Origin of the sequence: Bradyrhizobium vignae (assembly GCF_900324035.1) — a bacterium.
Classification (GTDB): Bacteria; Pseudomonadota; Alphaproteobacteria; order Rhizobiales; family Xanthobacteraceae; genus Bradyrhizobium; species Bradyrhizobium vignae.
Genome location: NZ_LS398110.1, coordinates 7,748,082 through 7,765,960, shown reverse-complemented (window position 1 = coordinate 7,765,960; position 17,879 = coordinate 7,748,082). Strand labels below are relative to the sequence as shown.

The 17,879-nt window shown below is 62.7% G+C and carries 14 protein-coding genes; 9 read left to right on the top strand and 5 right to left on the bottom strand.

Annotated elements, in window-relative coordinates; translation table 11 throughout:
- The first annotated feature begins 22 nt into the window (after positions 1-22).
- The 4 genes from BRAD3257_RS37340 (at position 23) to BRAD3257_RS37325 (ending at position 6,575) form a co-directional block, all read left to right on the top strand.
- Complete coding sequence (locus BRAD3257_RS37340; protein ID WP_122405992.1) at positions 23-2,164, top strand: GumC family protein; 2,142 nt, start codon at positions 23-25, stop codon at positions 2,162-2,164.
- Positions 2,161-3,315 carry a glycoside hydrolase family 5 protein gene (locus tag BRAD3257_RS37335; protein WP_244607834.1) on the top strand — a complete coding sequence of 385 codons (1,155 nt, stop codon included), beginning with the start codon at positions 2,161-2,163 and terminating at the stop codon, positions 3,313-3,315. Before BRAD3257_RS37340 ends, BRAD3257_RS37335 begins: the two co-directional genes overlap by 4 nt.
- 90 nt (positions 3,316-3,405) lie before the next feature.
- On the top strand, positions 3,406-4,932 hold the full coding sequence (locus tag BRAD3257_RS37330) for a hypothetical protein (protein ID WP_244607833.1): 1,527 nt from the start codon (positions 3,406-3,408) through the stop codon (positions 4,930-4,932).
- Between the two features lie 323 nt (positions 4,933-5,255).
- Positions 5,256-6,575 (top strand): aminotransferase class V-fold PLP-dependent enzyme, encoded by a 1,320-nt coding sequence (locus tag BRAD3257_RS37325; RefSeq protein WP_122405990.1) that lies wholly within the window; start codon positions 5,256-5,258, stop codon positions 6,573-6,575.
- Between the two features lie 29 nt (positions 6,576-6,604).
- On the opposite strand, the gene BRAD3257_RS37320 is transcribed toward BRAD3257_RS37325, so the two are convergent.
- Together BRAD3257_RS37320 and BRAD3257_RS37315 are read right to left on the bottom strand one after the other, a co-directional pair.
- The gene (locus tag BRAD3257_RS37320; RefSeq protein ID WP_122405989.1) at positions 6,605-7,627 is read right to left on the bottom strand and encodes an LLM class flavin-dependent oxidoreductase; all 1,023 of its coding nucleotides are present in this window, start codon (positions 7,625-7,627) and stop codon (positions 6,605-6,607) included.
- Between the two features lie 341 nt (positions 7,628-7,968).
- Positions 7,969-9,504 (bottom strand): PAS domain-containing sensor histidine kinase, encoded by a 1,536-nt coding sequence (locus BRAD3257_RS37315; RefSeq protein ID WP_122406972.1) that lies wholly within the window; start codon positions 9,502-9,504, stop codon positions 7,969-7,971.
- Positions 9,505-9,889: 385 nt separating this feature from the next.
- Between BRAD3257_RS37315 and BRAD3257_RS37310 the strand changes: the two genes are divergently transcribed.
- The 5 genes from BRAD3257_RS37310 to BRAD3257_RS37285 all read left to right on the top strand — a co-directional run bounded on the left by BRAD3257_RS37310 (position 9,890) and on the right by BRAD3257_RS37285 (position 14,275).
- Positions 9,890-11,164, top strand: a complete 1,275-nt coding sequence (locus BRAD3257_RS37310) for an SDR family oxidoreductase (protein WP_122405988.1) — start codon at positions 9,890-9,892, stop codon at positions 11,162-11,164.
- On the top strand, positions 11,164-11,643 hold the full coding sequence (locus BRAD3257_RS37305) for a DUF2269 family protein (RefSeq protein WP_122405987.1): 480 nt from the start codon (positions 11,164-11,166) through the stop codon (positions 11,641-11,643). The genes BRAD3257_RS37310 and BRAD3257_RS37305 overlap by 1 nt, the downstream gene beginning before the upstream one ends.
- A 277-nt stretch (positions 11,644-11,920) precedes the next feature.
- Complete coding sequence (locus BRAD3257_RS37300; protein ID WP_122405986.1) at positions 11,921-13,234, top strand: adenylate/guanylate cyclase domain-containing protein; 1,314 nt, start codon at positions 11,921-11,923, stop codon at positions 13,232-13,234.
- Positions 13,235-13,599: 365 nt separating this feature from the next.
- A complete protein-coding gene (locus BRAD3257_RS37290) occupies positions 13,600-13,815 on the top strand; it encodes a dodecin family protein (RefSeq protein ID WP_122405984.1) in 216 nt (71 codons plus the stop codon).
- 160 nt (positions 13,816-13,975) lie between these two features.
- The gene (locus tag BRAD3257_RS37285; protein ID WP_122406971.1) at positions 13,976-14,275 is read left to right on the top strand and encodes a hypothetical protein; all 300 of its coding nucleotides are present in this window, start codon (positions 13,976-13,978) and stop codon (positions 14,273-14,275) included.
- A gap of 438 nt (positions 14,276-14,713) precedes the next feature.
- Here the strand turns inward: BRAD3257_RS37285 and BRAD3257_RS39555 are convergent, their stop codons facing one another.
- The 3 genes from BRAD3257_RS39555 to BRAD3257_RS37265 all read right to left on the bottom strand — a co-directional run bounded on the left by BRAD3257_RS39555 (position 14,714) and on the right by BRAD3257_RS37265 (position 17,503).
- Positions 14,714-15,220 carry a hypothetical protein gene (locus BRAD3257_RS39555; protein ID WP_145987100.1) on the bottom strand — a complete coding sequence of 169 codons (507 nt, stop codon included), beginning with the start codon at positions 15,218-15,220 and terminating at the stop codon, positions 14,714-14,716.
- A gap of 152 nt (positions 15,221-15,372) precedes the next feature.
- Positions 15,373-15,963, bottom strand: a complete 591-nt coding sequence (locus BRAD3257_RS37270; RefSeq protein WP_160118924.1) for a PAS domain-containing protein — start codon at positions 15,961-15,963, stop codon at positions 15,373-15,375.
- A gap of 397 nt (positions 15,964-16,360) precedes the next feature.
- A complete protein-coding gene (locus tag BRAD3257_RS37265; protein ID WP_122406970.1) occupies positions 16,361-17,503 on the bottom strand; it encodes an MBL fold metallo-hydrolase in 1,143 nt (380 codons plus the stop codon).
- Between the last annotated feature and the right edge of the window lie 376 nt (positions 17,504-17,879).

The following is a 17,879-nucleotide window of genomic DNA, read 5'->3' as shown; positions in this document are numbered from 1 at the left end:
AGTTGATTTCGAGTCCAACCCCATGGCGTTCGGTAGCCGCGCATCTCCGCGAAGCATCGCCCCGACGGAGCAAGCGGCTTCGTGGGAAGCACCGCGGGCTGCGAAGGCGAAGCCTGACGGCACCGGGCCGGCACTGATCAAGGGATCGCTGACGGTCTCCGGCACGCTCGCCTTTCTGCGCGAGAACGGCCGGCGCATCCTGACGCTGGCCCTCGCGCTGTTCGCCCTCGGCGTCGTCGTTCTGATGGTCCTTCCGGTCCGCTACGCCGCGACGGCTCTGGTCGTGCTCGATCCGCGCGAGCTGCGCGTGACCTCGGATCAGGACGTGCTGCCCGGCATCGGCCAGGATGCCGCGGCGCTTCAGAGCCAGATCGAGATCGCCAAATCCGACGGATTTCTCCGCCCCTTGATCGAGCAGCTCAAGATCGCGGACGACGAGGACGTCGCGGGCGGCTATACCGACATGACGCGCCTGCTCGAGAAATTCCGCAACCGCCTCGAGATCACCCGGCGCGGGCTCACCTACGTCATTGCGATTTCCTTCACCTCGAACCGCCCGGACCGGGCCGCCTATTACGCCAATGCCATCGCCGAGGCGTTCGTTGCCAGCCAGGGCCGCGTCCGCACCGAGGCGACGGACGAGGCCGCCGACTGGCTGAAGGACCGGCTGAAGACGCTGAGCGAGCGCCTGCGCGCGTCGGAAGACGCCGTCGCTGCCTTCCGTCTCGAGCACAACATCGTCAATGCCGGCAAGGAATCCACCACGCAGCAATTGCGGGTGACCGACCTCACGCAGCAGGTCTCCGCCGCCCGCGCGCGCGCCGAGGAGGCCAGGGCGCGCTACGAGCAGGCGCAGCGCGACGTCAAGGCCAATGTCGAAGGGCCGGTGAAGCAGGACCTCCTGAGCATGCTGCGCGCGCAGCGCTCGGCCCTGAACGATCAGATCGCGCAGAAGAAGGCGGTGTATGGCGACCGCCATCCCGATCTCGCGATCTCCTACAGCCAGCTGGCGGACATCAACCGGCAGATCGAGATCGAGCGGAAGAAGAACATCGACACGGCCAGATCCGAATACGAGGCGCAGCTGGAGCAGCAGAACGCGCTGGAAAAGCAGCTCAAGGCGGTCGAGACCAAGATGCTGGTCGACGGCCAGGCGCTGGTGAAGCTGCAGGAGCTGCAGCGCGACGCCGATGCCAACAGGAACATCTACGAGCAGTTCCTGTCGCGGTTCAAGACCACCAATGAGCAGCGTCAGTTGCAGGCGTCCCAGACCAAGATCGCTTCGATCGCCATTCCGCCGCTGCGTTCGACGCGTCCGCCGCTCGCCTTGCTGCTCGCGGCACTGGCGATCGGCTCGCTGTTGACCTCCACCGCCGCCGTCGCAGTGACGACGAGCGTGTCGGCCGAAAAGCCCGAATCCGTTCAGGCGCCTGGATCTGTGGAAGCGGAGGAGGCGCTCGTCCGGGAAGTCCAGCGTCCGGCCGCCGCGCACCGGGCCGAGGCGCTGCCAAGCCTTCCTGTCTGGGCCCGCATTCCCGAGCTGGCGCCAGGGGCCGGGACCAACACTGTCTGGCAAAGACCGATCACCACGGCCGCCGAACTCGATCTCAGCCTCCATCTGCGGCCGCTGCTCGAACGCATCGACCGTGTGCCGGTGCGCGGCTGCAAGGTCGCGCTGGTGTTGTCGGTCGGCAAGAGCGCAGGCGGCAACACGGTTGCGTGCTCCCTCAATCGCGCCGCCGTGAATCGGGGCATGATGAGCGTGCTGATCCGGCTCCAGCCGGAATTCGCAGGCCACCAGCCGCCGGTGACCGAATGGCACGACGGCTCGACCACGGCGGGGTTGCAGTCGATCGACGAGCTCCTGAGCGCCGGCCGCAAACCCGATGCGAGGCCCGAGGACGATATTCGTTCGGAGTTCGACCTGATCATCGTCCACGCCAGCAATCTCGCCTTGCAGCCCGACGCCATCGCCCTGGCCGCGCACGCGGACCTGATCGTCCTGGTGGCGCGCGCCGGCGAGCTCGGCTCGTCCGCGATGCGCAGGGTGACCGCAGCGCTGTCGAAATATGCGGCCGTGCCGACCGGCCTCGTCGTCAATCATGTGCCCGCCGGTGCGGTGGCGCCTCACCCCGAGGGGGGCGCATTGGGTCTTGCGGTTTGACGACAGCATCGCGCCGCCGTCTGCTGATCGCGGCCATGCTGCTGTCGATCTCATTCGGCCCGCCGGTCTTCGCCGACAATTGCGTGTCCTTGCCGTCGACGGTCGCGCCGGAGAGGCTTGCTGCGCTGTCGCGTGGCTTCAATGCCGACGGCTGGATCAACGGTGCGCCGCCAAGCCGCGCGTTGCTGCAGCAGCTGCGCAGGGCGGGCATGAGTCATGTTCGCTTACCGGTGCCGGCGGAACGGGTGATGCCGCGCTTTGCCGCGAAGGCCGAGCGCGAGGCGAGCTTGCGCGTGCTCGACAGCGCGTTGAAGCAGCTCGCCTCGCTCGGCTACTCCACGTCCGTCGATCTTCATCCCGGCGAGCGCTTCAACCGTCTGCACAAGGATGATCCGGCTGCGGCGATGGGCGAGATGCAGGAGGCCTGGCGCGCTCTTGCAGAGGTCATTCGATTCCATCCTGCCGATCGCGTCTTCGCCGAGCTGCTCAACGAGCCCGATGTCGAAGCCGAGAGGTGGCAAAGGGAGGTCGAGGCGCTGGCCGCCTTCGTCCGCCGGCTGCTCCCCGCCACCACCCTGATCGTCGGTCCGGTCAACTGGCAGCGCGCGGATTCGCTGGCGGGGTTTCGTCCGCTGGCAGACCCCGACGTCGTCTACGCCATCCACTTCTACGATCCGATGGTGTTCACCCACCAGGGCCATTGGGATGAGCGGGATCCGCTGCACGACATCCGCGACCTGCCGTACCCGATCAGTGCCGCAGATCCCGCCGTGCGGGCGCTTCGCCGGGACTTGCAGGACAGAAGCGCGACCAAGGCGCTCGGCATACTCGACACCGCGATTGTGGCCGCCAAGGACAAGCCGGGCGCCGATCGCTGGCTCGCGCCCGCCTTCGCCTGGCAGCAGCAATTCTCACGGCCGATCATCGTCAACGAATTCGGCGTGCTGAAAGCCGCTGCGCCCAGGGAGAGCCGGTTGCGCTGGCTGGCGGAGGTCACGGCCTATGCCCGCGAGCATTGCTGGGGCTGGGCGCATTGGGAGCTGGCGCAGGGTTTTGGTCTGGTCGACGCCGCTACCGGCAAGGCCGATCCCGACGTGATGCGGGCGCTGCTCGGCGCGTCCCGAGCTCCCGCCGCGCGCCGCGATCGTTAACGAAACTTTACGCATCGCCCGGCTACCGTGCTCCTGCGCGATGATGAGGGACGATTGATGAGCGCCGGGTACTCACCGCAAGGTCGGAGTATGCAGGCCGGACCATCGCCGCCGGCCTGGCGCGAGCTGGTCCCGACCTTCTGCATCGCCACGGCAACGATCGGCTTTGCGCCGGTTCTGCACCTCGCCAATCCGGCGCTGGCCATCACCGTCGAGGTCCTCATCGGCATCGCCATCGTCGTTGCGGTCCCGACCTATGCGCCGGCCGTCGCGATCTTCGTCCTGTTCTTCCAGAATCTGTTCGTCTCGATCCTGTCGCCGCTGGTCCCGCTCCCGTCCGATCTCGACTTCATCAAGGGATACAATTTCCTCGTCTGCTCCGTCATGTGGCTGGCGACGTTCGCTCTGTACGTGCTGGGCCGGAGGAAGCAGTCGAGCGACGTGAACAGGATCATGCGCTGGGGTGTCGCCACGCTCGCCGTGGTGTCGCTGTATTTCGCGATCGGCTTCGGCCAGAACGGACAGGCCGCCGCGGTCTATCTGCGCAACATCGTGCTTCCTTTATTTCTGTTTCAGGTCTCGCTGCTGACGGCGGCGACCTATGAAGTGCGCATCACGCCGTTCCTGGTGACGCTCGCGGTCATCCTCATTCTGTGCGGCTACGTCGAGCTCGCGTTCCGGGACGTCTGGCTGGCCATCACCAACGGTCATGCCTTCTGGGGCTTTGACGAGCTCAAGGCGACCCATTCGGGCGTCTGGGAGGCCCAGATGCGCGCCACCGGAAACGTGCCCGTCGACCTGAAGGACCGTTTCAGCTTCGACTTCCTGAACACGCCTCTGCTCGAAGGATTCGGCCTGTCGAAGATGCTGCGTATCCACGGCCCGAACATGCATCCGATCAGCTTCGCCTACGGGATCGGCTTTCTCGCCCTGTTCCTGTTCTCGGTGGGACGTCCATTCCTCGCCCTCGCGGCCTTGCTGCTCCTGGTCTTTTGCAGCGTGAAGGGAGCGCTCATCGTGGTGATCTTCGTGGCCGCGGCCTGGATGTCGACCCGCCTGCTCGGCGCCGTGGTGACGCTGTTGCTCGGCATCCTGGGCCTCATCGCGTTCGCGATTCTCGCGATTCGCGTCGGCCTGCAGATCGGCGACTATCACATCATCGGTCTCATGGGCGGCTTGAACGGATTTGTGGAGAGACCGCTCGGCCGGGGTCTCGGCGTCGGCGGCAATTTGTCGGAGAGCTATTTTTCGATCGATTGGGGCGCCGCGCAGGCGGCCGGGACGATTGACGGCGCGGTCGAAAGCGCGATCGGCGTCCTCCTGTACCAGATGGGCATCGCGGCCTTCGTGCCACTGGCCTTCTATTCCGCGATGGCCCTCAAGGCCTGGCGCCTCTACGCATCGTCAGGCTATCTCACACAGGGCCTCGCCGGCTTCGGCGTCATGGTCGTGCTGCTCAATGGATTGTTTCAGGAAGAGGCCTTGTTCGCGCCTCTCGCGCTGGGCCTGATGCTCTCGCTCGCTGGCCTCGTCATCGGCAGCCATGTGAGGATGCAGACGGTCGCCGGCGAGGAAGCCGGGCTCGAGCAGATCACGCGCTACCAGCCCGTGACATAGCTCGGCGCTCCCAAAGCATGATCCGGAAAAGTGTGCAGCGGTTTTCCGAACAGATCATGCTCAAACAATAACCTGAAGCGCGATGGTGATTCATCCTGATTCCATCGCGCTTTAGTGAAGCCCGACATTGGCCGAGCCGTCCCGATCATCGCATTGTCATGCTCCGGTCATCCTAGCTGCATCGTCCGTTGCTCTTTTCGCCGCGCGCCAGGGCCTCTTCCATTTCGTTGACATCGAAACGGGGCCCTGGATGATCGTTTGACGCGTTTTCTTGATGCGAGCCGGACGCCACGTCGCTCGAAAACGCTCTGGGGAGAGCTGACATGCAACTGATCAAGACGATTTCGGCTGACCGCCGCTCGATGCTCAAGGGCCTCGCGGCAGCAGCGGTGGCGCCGCTTGCGGCACCGGCTTTTGCCGCCGAGGGCCTTCCGGCGCAGCCGACCGGTCCGGCGGCCGCTGTCGCCACCGACAAGGCCTATTGGGCGGCCGTGAAGGGGCTCTATTCCGTCACGCCCGATGTCGTCAATTTGGAGAACGGCTATTGGGGCATCATGGCCGAGCCGGTGAGGCGCGAGTTCATCCGCCAGTCCGACATGGTCAACTATCAGAACACCTATTATGCGCGGCTGCGTGCGGGTACGGATTTCGAGGCCGTGCGCGCCAAGGTGGCGGAAGCGGTCGATGCCGCGCCCGATGAGATCGCGCTCACCCGCGGCGCGACCGAAGCGCTGCAGCTCCTCATCGGCGGCTACAACAGGCTGAAGCGCGGCGATTCCGTGCTCTACGCCGACCTCGACTATGATTCGATGCAATATGCCATGAACGCGCTGAAGGCGCGCCGCGGCGTCGACGTGGTCAAGTTCGACGTGCCGGAGCCCGCGACGCGCCAGGCGGTGCTCGACGCCTATGCCCGCGCCATCGAGGCGAACCCGAAGACGAGACTTCTGCTGCTGACCCATGTCAGCCATCGCACCGGCTTCGTCATGCCGGTCGCCGAGATCGCACGCATGGCGAAGGCCAAGGGCATCGACGCCATCGTCGACGCCGCCCATTCCTGGGGCCAGATCGACTTCCGGGTGAGTGAGCTCGAGGCCGATTTCGTCGGCTTCAATCTGCACAAATGGATCGGCGCGCCGCTCGGCGTCGGCTTCCTCTACATCAGGAAGGATCGCCTCGCGGCCATCGATCGCGACATGGGCGACGAGGATTTTCCGCAAGAGGACATCCGCTCGCGGGTGCATACCGGCACGGTCAATTTCGCCACGGTGCTGACGGTGCCCACGGCCGTGGCGCTGCATCAGCAGATCGGCGCGGCGGCGAAGCAAGCCCGCCTGCGCCATTTGCGCGACCATTGGGTGAGCCGCGTCCGCGGATTCAAGGACATCGAGATCCTGACGCCGGATGAAGCCGGCTCATATGGCGCGATCACGTCCTTCCGTCTTGCCGGCAAGACTGGCAAGGCCGACAACGAGGCCATCGTTGCGAAGCTCCGGGACAGCCACAAGATCATGACGGTGCGCCGGGCGGGCGTCGCCAGGGGCCAGTGCATCCGTGTGACGCCGGCTCTCTTCACCGACGAGACCGATCTCGACCGCCTCGTCGAGGCGCTGGCCGTCATCACGGGGACGAAGACGGGGTGAGAGCGGGGAAGGGCATCCTTCCCGTTATTTCACCGCCACCCCAGCGCCGGGGCCACATGCGTCAGGATCGCCTCGATCGCATGCGCGCAATAATCGACCCCGAGCTGGTTCGGAATCGTCAGCAGCAGCGTATCTGCTTCCGCGATCGCCTCGTCCTGCCGCAACTGCTCGATCAGCACATCCGGCTCCGCCGCATAGCTTCGGCCGAAGATCGCGCGCGTGCGCGGGTCGATGAAGCCGATCTGGTCTTCGCTTCCGCGCTCGCCGCCGAAATAGCCGCGGTCGCGATCGTCGATCAGCGCGAAGATGCTGCGGCTGACGGACACGCGCGGCTCGCGGGCGTGGCCCGCCTCCTTCCACGCGGCACGATAGGCGCGGATCTGCGCGGCCTGCTGCACGTGAAAAGCTTCGCCGGTTTCGTCGTTCTTCAGCGTCGAGCTCTGCAGGTTCATGCCGAGCTTGGCCGCCCATACGGCGGTCGCGTTCGAGCCGGCGCCCCACCAGATCCGTTCGCGCAAGCCCTGCGCATGCGGCTCCAGGCGCAGCAGCCCCGGCGGATTGGGGAACATCGGCTGCGGATTGGGCTCGGCAAAACCTTCGCCACGCAGGAGGTCGAGGAAGACCTCCGCGTGGCGCCGGCCCATGTCGGCATCGCTCTGGCCCTCTGCCGGGCGATAACCAAAGTAGCGCCAGCCGTCGATCACCTGCTCGGGCGAGCCGCGGCTGATGCCGAGCTGCAGCCGGCCACCGGCGATGAGGTCGGCGCTTCCCGCGTCCTCCACCATGTAGAGCGGGTTCTCATAGCGCATGTCGATCACGGCCGTGCCGATCTCGATCCTGCTGGTCTTGGCGCCGACGGCCGCGAGCAGCGGAAAGGGCGAGGCGAGCTGGCGCGCGAAGTGATGCACGCGGAAATAGGCGCCGTCCGCCCCTAACTGTTCCGCGGCGACGGCCAGCTCGATCGATTGCAGCAGCGTATCGCTGGCCGAGCGCGTCTGGGATTGCGGCGAGGGCGTCCAGTGCCCGAAGGAGAGGAATCCGATCTTTTTCATCGCGCCAAGGTAAGCATGATCACGGGAGTTTGCGATACCTCGCCCGGAGGAAAGTTGGGCAGACTGGAAAGGCGTGGACTCGCGAGGGCGGCTTCTTGGGGGGAAGCGGACCTAAGCAGACAGCGCCATCATTTCGCACCTTTCTGAGACGTGCGTGACGAACGGAACGTCCGCTTCGCGCCGACGGCGGACGCTCCCCGCTCTGACACGCGAACGAACTCGCCGATCCCGTTGCGCTGCTCCGGCAGGTGTGATCGAAGGACCACGCGTCCGTGGCGTGGATGGATTTGAGGTCGTGGGCTCCGGCCTGCGCAGCGCTCGCTCATGAAAAGCGACGTGGATCACCCCTGTTCCGAAGGCAGACTAAACAGAAACGCGGCCCCCCGCGGTTCATTCGCACGCGTCCAAAGTCGTCCTCCGTGCGCCTCGATGATCGATTGGCAGATCGACAAGCCCATGCCGGTGCCATCCGGCTTGGTGGTGTAGAAGGGCTCGAACAGGCGGTCAACCAATGCCCCGTCAAGTCCGGGACCGTTATCCCGCACGGCGACGACGACGCGACCCGAGGCATCTTCAGCCGTGCTGATCCGCAGCTCCCGTCCGCCAACGTCGAGGCAGTTCATTGCCTCGATCGCGTTGAGGATCAAATTCAGAACGACCTGCTGCAGCTGGACGCGATAGCCTTTCACGAGCGGCAAGCCCGGAGCGAGGTCGGTCTGGATCGAGACATCATGCTTGAGCAGCTCGCTCCGGGCTATGGTGATCACGTCCAGGATTGCACCATTGATATCGACGCTCTCCTTCGGTGCCGGAGTTTTCTTGATCAGGGAACGGATCCAGCCGATGATCTCGCCGCCTCGGTTGGCTTCCGCGACGATGGATGCGAGCGCCTGCCGTGCCTTTTCGAAATCCGGAGGTTGCGTTTCCAGCCAGCTGAGTGCGGCTTCTGCGTTGCAGAGCGTCGCGGTGATTGGTTGGCTTAATTCGTGTGTCACCGAAGCCGTGACCTGGCCCATTGCCGCCGCGCGGTTGGCGCGGGTTAGTTCAGCCTGCATCTCGCGTAACGTCTCGGCGGTTCGCTTGCGTTCGGTTATGTCGCGGCTCAGACAAATGATCTGTGACCGGCCGCCTTCGCAGAATTCCCGCATACGGATTTCGACGGGAAACACAGTGCCGTCCTTTCGGCAATAGCGACTCTCGAGCGTAGCGATGCCGCCGGCCTTGAGGCGGTCGCGGTTGATCCGCCAGGCCGCTTGATCCATCTGCAGATCGAAGAAGGAGGCAGTTGCCCCGACCAGTTCGCCCCGGCCGTAGCCGAGGCTTTCGCAGGCATTTCGATTCACGTCGAGAACGCGACCGTCTTCGCTGTGGAGCATGAACATGTCGGTCGCGTGGTCCACGAAGGTACGGAAACGGGCCTCGCTCTCGATCAGCGCCTGTTCGGCGCGCTTGCGCTCCGTGATGTGGCGCCCGACACCGCGGTAGCCCATGAAGTGCCCGGTGTCGTCGAAGATGGGCAGCCCGGAGACGGACACATAACGCTTGCCGCCGTCGGGCGTCGGCCGCGCGAGCTCGAAATCGCGAAACGGAAGGTGGGCATCGAGTATCTCCCGGTGCTTGCGCCAGCCCTCTGCGTCAGGTTCCAGATAAGGGACCTCCCATCGTGTCCTGCCGATTTCGGAGACGGGCGGCTCGGCAAGTGTCTCAGCGAACTCCTGGCGGATGAAGCGATGCTGCGCGTCAGTTTCCCAGTACACATCGAAGGAGAATTGCACCAGCGTGCGAAAGCGCTCCTCGCTCTCGCGCAGCGCCTCCTCGGGGCGCTTGCGCTCATTCGAATCGAGCGCGACCGACGGCACTTGAATCGGATGTTGCATGATCACCTCTTGCTCACGAGCGATGGATCAGTCGAGGCACTTCTTCTACCGGAGTGCGGGCCCGTCTCTTGCCCGGAGTGGCAAACAGCGCTGGCGATCGCTACCGATGCACGGCGGGCCGAACCTGGCCTCGCAGCGCCCAATGATCGGCCAGGAATATGCCTCGTGACGATTATACTGACGTATACGGGCCGTCCCTGGCCGCCGCGACGGCCCACCCCGCGCGCTGAACTCCGGTTCCATCAAATGCCAAATGAGCAGCCGCTCTCCTCAATTCACCAGTTCCACTGCGAGGAACGATCGCAGCAGCCCCGCTTTATTCGTCTGCATCTTCAGAGTTTGATCGGCGGTTCGCGCTACCCCGCTGCCGGTCAAGGACGAGTCAATGCGCATCCTTCTCGTTGGCGGTACAGGACTTGTTGGATCGGCAATCTACGCGCGGCTGTCCTCCGAAGGGCATGAATGCACATTGGTGTCGCGCCATCCGGCGGCTGCGCCCGCCACGCGCCATATCACTCTGGACGTCGCTCGGACCACCGATCCGTCGAGATGGAAGAGACTTCTTGCAGGCATCGATGCCGTCATCAACGCGGCGGGAGCCTTGCAGGGACAGGACATTCAAGGCGTTCACGTCGCCGGCAGCGCGGCGCTTTATGCGGCATGTGAAGGCGCGGGCGTGCGCCGCATCATCCTTTTCTCGGCAATCGGCAGCAATCGCGGTGCCCTGACCGATTTTTCCCGCAGCAAGCAGGAAGGCGAAGCCGCCTTGATGGCAAGGGATCTCGATTGGGTCATACTGCGGCCTTCCGTCGTCGTGGGCCGGCCCGCCTATGGTGGCAGCGCGCTGTTGCGAGGTCTGGCGTCGCTCCCGATCCTGCCCGTCATGCCCGACACCGCAGCTGTTCAACCCGTGCATCTCGACGACGTGGTTGAGACGGTGGTGTTCTTCCTGCGACCGGGCGCTCCCTCCCGCCTCGCACTTGATCTGGCGGGTCCAGCGCGGATGGCCTTCAGTGACGCGGTGGCGCTGTTTCGCGGCTGGCTGCGCTGGAGGCCCGCTTACCGCCTGCACCTGCCGGCTTGGGCGGCCTCGGCCGCCTATCGCGCGGGTGACGTCGCGCAGATGCTGGGTTGGGCAACACCCATCAACTCGACCGCGCAGGCAGAAATGCGACGCGGCGCGACCGGCGATCCCGAGCCCTGGCGTCAGCTTACCGGCATCAGACCGCGCGATCTCGAAGTCGCGCTCGCACGCGAACCCGCCTCGGTGCAGGAACGCTGGTTTGCCCGGCTATATGCGCTCAAGCCGGCAATATTCGGCGTTTTCAGCCTGTTCTGGATCGTCACCGGTATCATTTCGCTCGGCCCGGGCTGGGAAATCGGAATCTCGTTGCTGCGGGAAGGCGGGCTCCCAGAAAAGGGCGCGGCCCTCACCGTCCTCGCAGGCGCGCTCGCCGACATCGTCATTGGCCTTGCTATTCTTTGGCGGCCTCTGTGCCGCTATGGGCTGTGGGCAGCACTGATCATCTCGCTGACCTACGTCGTGATCGGCTCGGCGCTGGTGCCGCGGCTGTGGGCCGAGCCGCTTGGGCCAATGCTGAAGATCTGGCCGGTGCTGATGCTCAATCTGGTCGCCATGGCGATCCGGGAAGATCGCTGATGCTCTATCTCCTTGTTAAGATGGTGCACATCATCGGTGCTGCAGTCTTGCTCGGCACGGGTGCCGGCATCGCCTTCTTCATGCTGGTGGCACATCTGCGCGGAGACCCGCGCGAGATCGCCGGGGTTGCGCGGACCGTCGTGCTGGCCGACTTTCTGTTTACGGCGAGTGCCGTGATCCTGCAGCCCATCACTGGCACATGGCTCGCATGGTCGAGCGGGTATTCGCTTCGGGATGGCTGGATCGCGGCGTCCATCGCGTTGTATCTGGTGACCGGCGCCTTCTGGCTGCCGGTGGTGTGGATGCAGATGCAAATGCGCGATCTTGCCGTCGGTGCGGTCGCGACCAGCACCAAGCTGCCAGCCGGTTATCATCAGCTCTTCCGTTGGTGGTTCGTCTTCGGATTCCCGGCGTTCGCAGCCGTTCTGGTGATCTTCTGGCTGATGATCGCCCGCCCAGCTATTCCGTACTGGGATTAAATCGACTGCCATTCTAGGATTGAAGGCGTTCCACCAGCCGGAGGAACGAAGATGAGGTCCGGCGGCCCGGGCAATGAGTCATGTCCGAGATGGGGCACAAGCGCCGTTCGGAGGTTGGCCGGTCATTTCCGGTCTAACTCCCTGAGCCGACAACGCGGAATGCCGCGCGAACTTTGCATTCGGGCCAACAGGCGACACTGCGGACTTGCTGCTTTTCAATCGTCGGGTCAGGCTTCAGAATAGGCAGGGTAAATCCGGTCAAGCAGTGAGGACACCAATGCAACCGGCTACGCAATACGCCAAAAGCGGTGACGTTCACATCGCCTACCAGTTGTTTGGCAGCGGCCCGGTAAATCTGATTATGGTTCCGGGGTTCGTGTCGAACGTCGAGAATTATTGGGACGAGCCCGATCTCGCTCGCTTTTTGACCCGTTTGGGTAGCTACGCCCGAGTGGTAACTTTCGACAAGCGCGGGACCGGCATGTCGGATCGCGGCGGAGAGCTCCCCGGCTTGGACCAGCGTATGGATGATCTTCGAGCCGTCATGGACGCCGCCGGCATGGAGCAAGCGGCACTCTTTGGGATATCTGAAGGCGCGCCGCTGTCCGTCCTGTTTGCCGCAACCTATCCCGACCGGTGCCGCGCGCTGATACTTTACGGCAGCTTTTCACGATTTTCCTACTGGTTTCCGACCAAAGAGGCACTCGAAGCGTTCTTCGGCTACGTTGAGCAGGCATGGGGTACGGGCGGAAGCGTGCAGAAATTCGCGCCTTCGCGCGCAAACGACGCCGCTTTTCAACGCTGGTGGGGCCGCAACGAGCGTCTTGGTGCCAGCCCCGCCGCCGTGAAGGCTCTCATGAGCATGAACAGTCAAATTGAAATCAGCGGCATTCTTCCGGCCGTTCGAGTACCAACCCTCGTGATTCACCGGACTGGAGACAAAACTGTTAGTGTAGAAGGTGGGCGCGATGTGGCGGCGCACATTCCTGGAGCCCGTCTTTTTGAGCTGCCCGGAAGCGACCACATCTTCTACGTGGGAGAAAACGCAGACGAAATTTTCGATGCGATCGAAGAATTCTTAACTGGCTCAAGATCTCCGGTCTCGGTTGACCGCGTCCTCGCCACGGTTCTCTTCACCGATATTGTAGGCTCAACCGAGAAAGCCGCTGCACTTGGCGATCAACGCTGGCGCGACCTTCTCGACGGCCATCATGCGACGATCCGGCGCAACCTCGCGCGCTTTCGAGGCCATGAAGTGAAAACGACTGGAGACGGTTTTCTCGCCACCTTTGACGGCCCAGCCGGCGGTGTTCGCTGCGCTTGCGCTATTGTCGAGGAAATGAGACCGCTTGGGATCGAGGTCCGTGCTGGGCTTCATACAGGCGAGTGCGAAATGATCGGTAGTGATGTTGGCGGTATTGCTGTTCACATAGGCGCGCGGGTCGCCGCGCTTGCCGCCGGCAGCGAGGTTTTGGTTTCGAGCACAGTCAAAGATCTGGTGGCCGGCTCTGGTTTGCGCTTCAACGATCGGGGCACCCGCTCACTTAAGGGTATCCCCGGTGAGTGGCGCATCTATGCAGTGGAGCGATAGAGACGCCTATCGGCGTTACATGGTCTGCAATGGGTTCAAAAGCACCGCTTCGAGTTGGTAGTCCGTGAGGTCTCGGCACACGCCAGAGTCAGCCGTGCTGCTGATGCTTCCGCGGTGCCATCGCGTCATGGATCAGAACCTTAGCGGCAATGACGACGTTGGCGTGCAAAATTACACTCGGGATCCAGCCGCGTTGGTCCGGGCTGAAAATGTGAACGTAATCCCCGACAGGACAACCCGAGTTCTTCTTTGGGTCGAACAGGAAAGTGACAGCCAATCGGACCCTTTCCGCGGCATCCCCGAGACGTATCAGAGTCGAGATCCTGGTGCTAGACTTCCTGCTCCTACCGATTAGGAGGACGAACATGCCCGATAGCGTCTACAAGGTCATAGAACTGGTCGGTACCAGCACCGACTCATGGGAGAAGGCGGCCGCTAATGCGGTCGACCAAGCTGCCAGATCTCTCCGGGATCTTCGCATTGCAGAGGTCGTCAAGCTCGATATGCAACTGGATGACAAGGGAAAAGTCGAGGCCTATCGCGCCAAGCTCAACGTATCGTTCAAGTTCGAGGGCTCCTGAGCCTCAGTACCTCGCCCCTTCTCGGGCGAGGATGGCTCGTTGGAAAAGGCGCATTGCGATCCGCCCAACCGGACGCTGTGGCCCATCCCGGAAGTTGGCACTAGTCCGACTAAGACCGAAATAGTTTGATGCGAAGGGGCGTATGGCGCGTGGTGACTCCATGTACATGGTCATTCGCAAGTACAGCAAGGTTCGTTCGGTAGCGGACGCCGCTCGTCGCGCTAAGAGCGGCGTTGGTGAGATCCTAAGGCAGTCGCACGGATTCAGATCTTATCATGTGCTGGATGCGGGCGATGGTGTCGGTATCGCCGTGATGATATTTGACGACCGCGAAAGCGCCAACGCAGCGAACGCAAAAATACTGGCATTTGTTCAAGCCAGTCTACCTGACCTCGACCTTGGAGTTCCTGAAATCGCTGCCGGCGAGGTTTTGGTAAACATAGAGCCTAATGGGTCCTGAGGCATCAAGTGGCCGAATACGCTGCCTGCTGCATGGCCTGCCGCCCGCTCATGACGCAGTCAACCTGACCCGCATCGCGTTGGCGACGATCGCGCCTGGCACCGGCGTTTGCCGGCAAAGACTTTGCGACTGCGCATATTTTTCAAGGAGCACACGGACATGAAGCAACACACCTCCGAAGCATTTTCCACCGCAGCGGTCGGCCGGACACTACTCATGCCGACGCGCATCGTGATGCCACCCAGGGACCCCGACGAAGACGAGGAGGAAACGGTCACGACACCAAAGTTGCGGAGGAGATGCTCACGGGCTTTGAGCACAATCCAAAGACACTGCGTGAGCATCGAGAGATAATCGTCAGAACGATTGAGCAGATCGACAACGGGCTGGCTTGATCACTGGACCTTACAAGGTCCGACCGAATCGGCTCCTTCTGCTTTACCCATGCGGAGCCAACACCGACGGCCCATTGATGAGGTTGCCTTGAAGTCCCTCGTCGGCCTCCTCGATGGCCCTAACGATGAGCTCTCGGTGTTCGCGCAATACGTGTAGATTGGCCTCGAATACCCGCAACGTTTCCTCCGCGAGCTTCGTGTCTTGACCGTCGCGTCGTAGGTTCTCGGTCAAGGCCACTTGCTCTACGATCACGCGTTCAGCTTTCGCTACGTGTTTGTTGGCAATTGATAGCTGTTGCCGCTCAAAAGATTGCCGCTCCTGCGCCTTCCTTTTTCTATCGACAGCTGCTTGCATCCGAAAGCCATCAGGCTGCTGAGGTGATGGTTTTTTGATCTCGTGCTGCGGGGTCTTTGGAATGTTGGGTCGAGGATTTTCCGAAAGCACTTTGCGGCCCAGCGCAATAGCCGCGCGTCCCGACGCCAAGTGACGAGCGTCGTGCTCTTTGTCGAGAGACGAGAGACGGAAAAAGCGGAAACCTGGCAACACCATCCCGGCGTTCCCTGTGACAGGCGGAAGCGCGACCAGGTCCCGTTGCCAGGACGCAGAACCGCCGGCGACAAGGGCAGCTGGGGGTGGGGGCCAATAACGGAAATTACTGGACCGGCGGGAGATCGCCCCGGTTTGACCAGATCAAATCGAAATCATATTGGCTTCAACAACCTCCTAGAACGCACATAGTCCATTTCGGCGCGGGCTCTCAAAATGGCTTCCTGCGTTTTCCTTATGGTCTCTCCCGCTTCCAAAATTGCCTTATCGGCTCTTTGCAAGAGGTCTAAGAAACGTGCGTCTGAGCTCGTCCGAACGGATGCGGTCGCGTTGGTCTTTCGCATCAGAACGGCTGCGGTCGCGTCGGTTACATGATGGACGAGCGCGACTATCGATCCCTTTTCATCCACCACAGGCCAGTTTTTCGGAAGCCAATAGCGCACCTGCCAAGGCCGTCCGTCTGGTCGGATATCATACCGTTGCAGAGGCATCACGTGCCCGCGCCCTTCGTGGAGCACCTTCTCAAATGATGCCGCCAGATTACTTACCCCATCCGCGAGTGCGACATGCGGGTTGTCGGGAAATGCATCGAACATGTGCAGGCCAGCCAGCGCGTCCCGCGTACGCAATACCTCTCGAAGATAGCTCTCATTGGCATCCACTATCTTCAAGTCCGGCGTGAGCAACAGTACCGGGACAGGGGAATGCTCGAACAGCCGATGCCACGCGTCTTGTGCTTCAGCCATCAAAGCTTCCGGGGACCGGAAGTTCGGTTGCATAGTTCTCATATCTTTGGCTCGTGATTTCCGGGCAAAATGCCGTGCTCGGAAAGTAAGCCGTCGCAAACCCTTTGTGAATGGGTGGAACCATTGCGCCGCGCGGCGTTCCCTAAAGCATGATCCGGAAAAGTGCGAAGCGGTTTTCCGGAAGATCATGCGCAAAACAACAGCCTGAAGCGCGATGACGATTCATCCAAATCTCATCGCGCTTTAGAAGTGGCGGCGGCCTTGCGCCGGGCTACGCTGGGCTTTTGCGATGCAAAAAGCTATCTCACAGGGCGCGAGCCAATGTTGAGTACCCGCGAGCGGCCAGCAATTGCTCCCCGTTCGGCGAGCGCGCGAGGATTGCGTGTGTCCTTATCGCTCAGGCATGGAAGATGAAGCGTGTGCCCGTGTAGGAGCGCAGGAGCTTGTTCGGCATCTCGGCCTTTGCCATTTCGTAGAACGGCTCACCAGTGCAATGCAGTGGAATGACGTAGTCGATATCGAGACCCTTCAGCGCTGCGATCGTCTCGCGCACATAGTCCTCCTTGTAGGGTGCGAGGTGGAAACCGCCGATCACCGCATGAACCTTGCTAATACCCGAAGCCGCTTGGGCTTGTTTGATTGCGTTGATGACCCCCCGATGGCTGCAGGAGGTCAATACGATCAACCCGCGCCCCTTCAAATTGAACGCGGTGGCGATCTCGTGCCGGAACTGGTCCGGGATGACAGCCTTCGTCCGTTCGTCCTCCGGAAGCTTGTCAGCATAGCATCCAATGCCGTGGTCCACGCCGATCTTCATGGCGCTGGGTGAGAGCAGCTTCTCGAAGCTCGCCTGACCGATAGGGCCGGTGGAGAAGCCGTGGTCGGCAACCGATGCGGGCCCTTCTACATACGTCACCGCAACATTGGCGTCTTCGAGTGCTTTTCGATCCAGAGCTCCGAAGTCGCCGCGCACCGGCGGAGCCGTCCATTCCCGCGAGCAGAATGCCTCCTCGCCGCCGATGTAAATCGGCAGCTTGGCTTTGAACTTGCCGTTGTTCTGCTTCAGGAAGCCGGCGAGGCCGCCGAAATGATCGTAGTGACCGTGGCTCAAGACGAGGGCGTCGAGCGCAGCCGGATCGATGCCGACGAGATGGGCATTATTCACCAGCGCATCAGGGGTGAAGCCGAAATCGACCAGGATATTTCGTGTTTCGGCGCCACGCCGCGACTCGACATGCATCGACAGGCCGAACTCGCTGATCAGCGTCTTGCCGGGCGGCTTGCCCTCGCCGATGCCCCAGCCGAAGTGCTCGATGTCGACATCGGCGATCTTCCGGCTCGGTGCCACAGCGAATTGGTAGCTGTCGACGACGACGCGCACTGCCACGCGCTCGATCTCCGGAACCTTGCCGGTGATCGTTTCTGCGCGCACCGGCTTCCCGCTGCCGATCAGCGTGGCCACAATGGTGCTGAACAGGGCCGCGCCGCCGCCGCACACGACGTCGCGTCGATGAATTGCGTTGCACGAGCAAATTAACATGGTCAAATCCTCACCTTGCATCGCCTTCGCTGCCGCAAGGCGTCATGCGCAACCGCGCTCCGGGGCGGAGGCGTTGGGGTGCCGAACACGCCAGCGCCTGGCAGCCCGCACATGAGGATTGGACGCATCCTATCCCGCGCGGGATAGTGTGGCGAGTCGCATTGGTCTGCTCCGGGTCAATCGCGTCGACTTAGCTACATCCTCGGCGCGTCCGGTATGGCCTTAACTGCTGACGTGCCGGACGCGATCTCGATCTCTTCGCCTTAGCGCCACAGGCGACCTCAGCTTGCTCAGCGTGTGCGGCCCGGAGTCACCGCACCGGTACTCTGCGCCTTCGACGAAGCATCAATCATTCCGCCGCGAGTGCTCGGCTCTC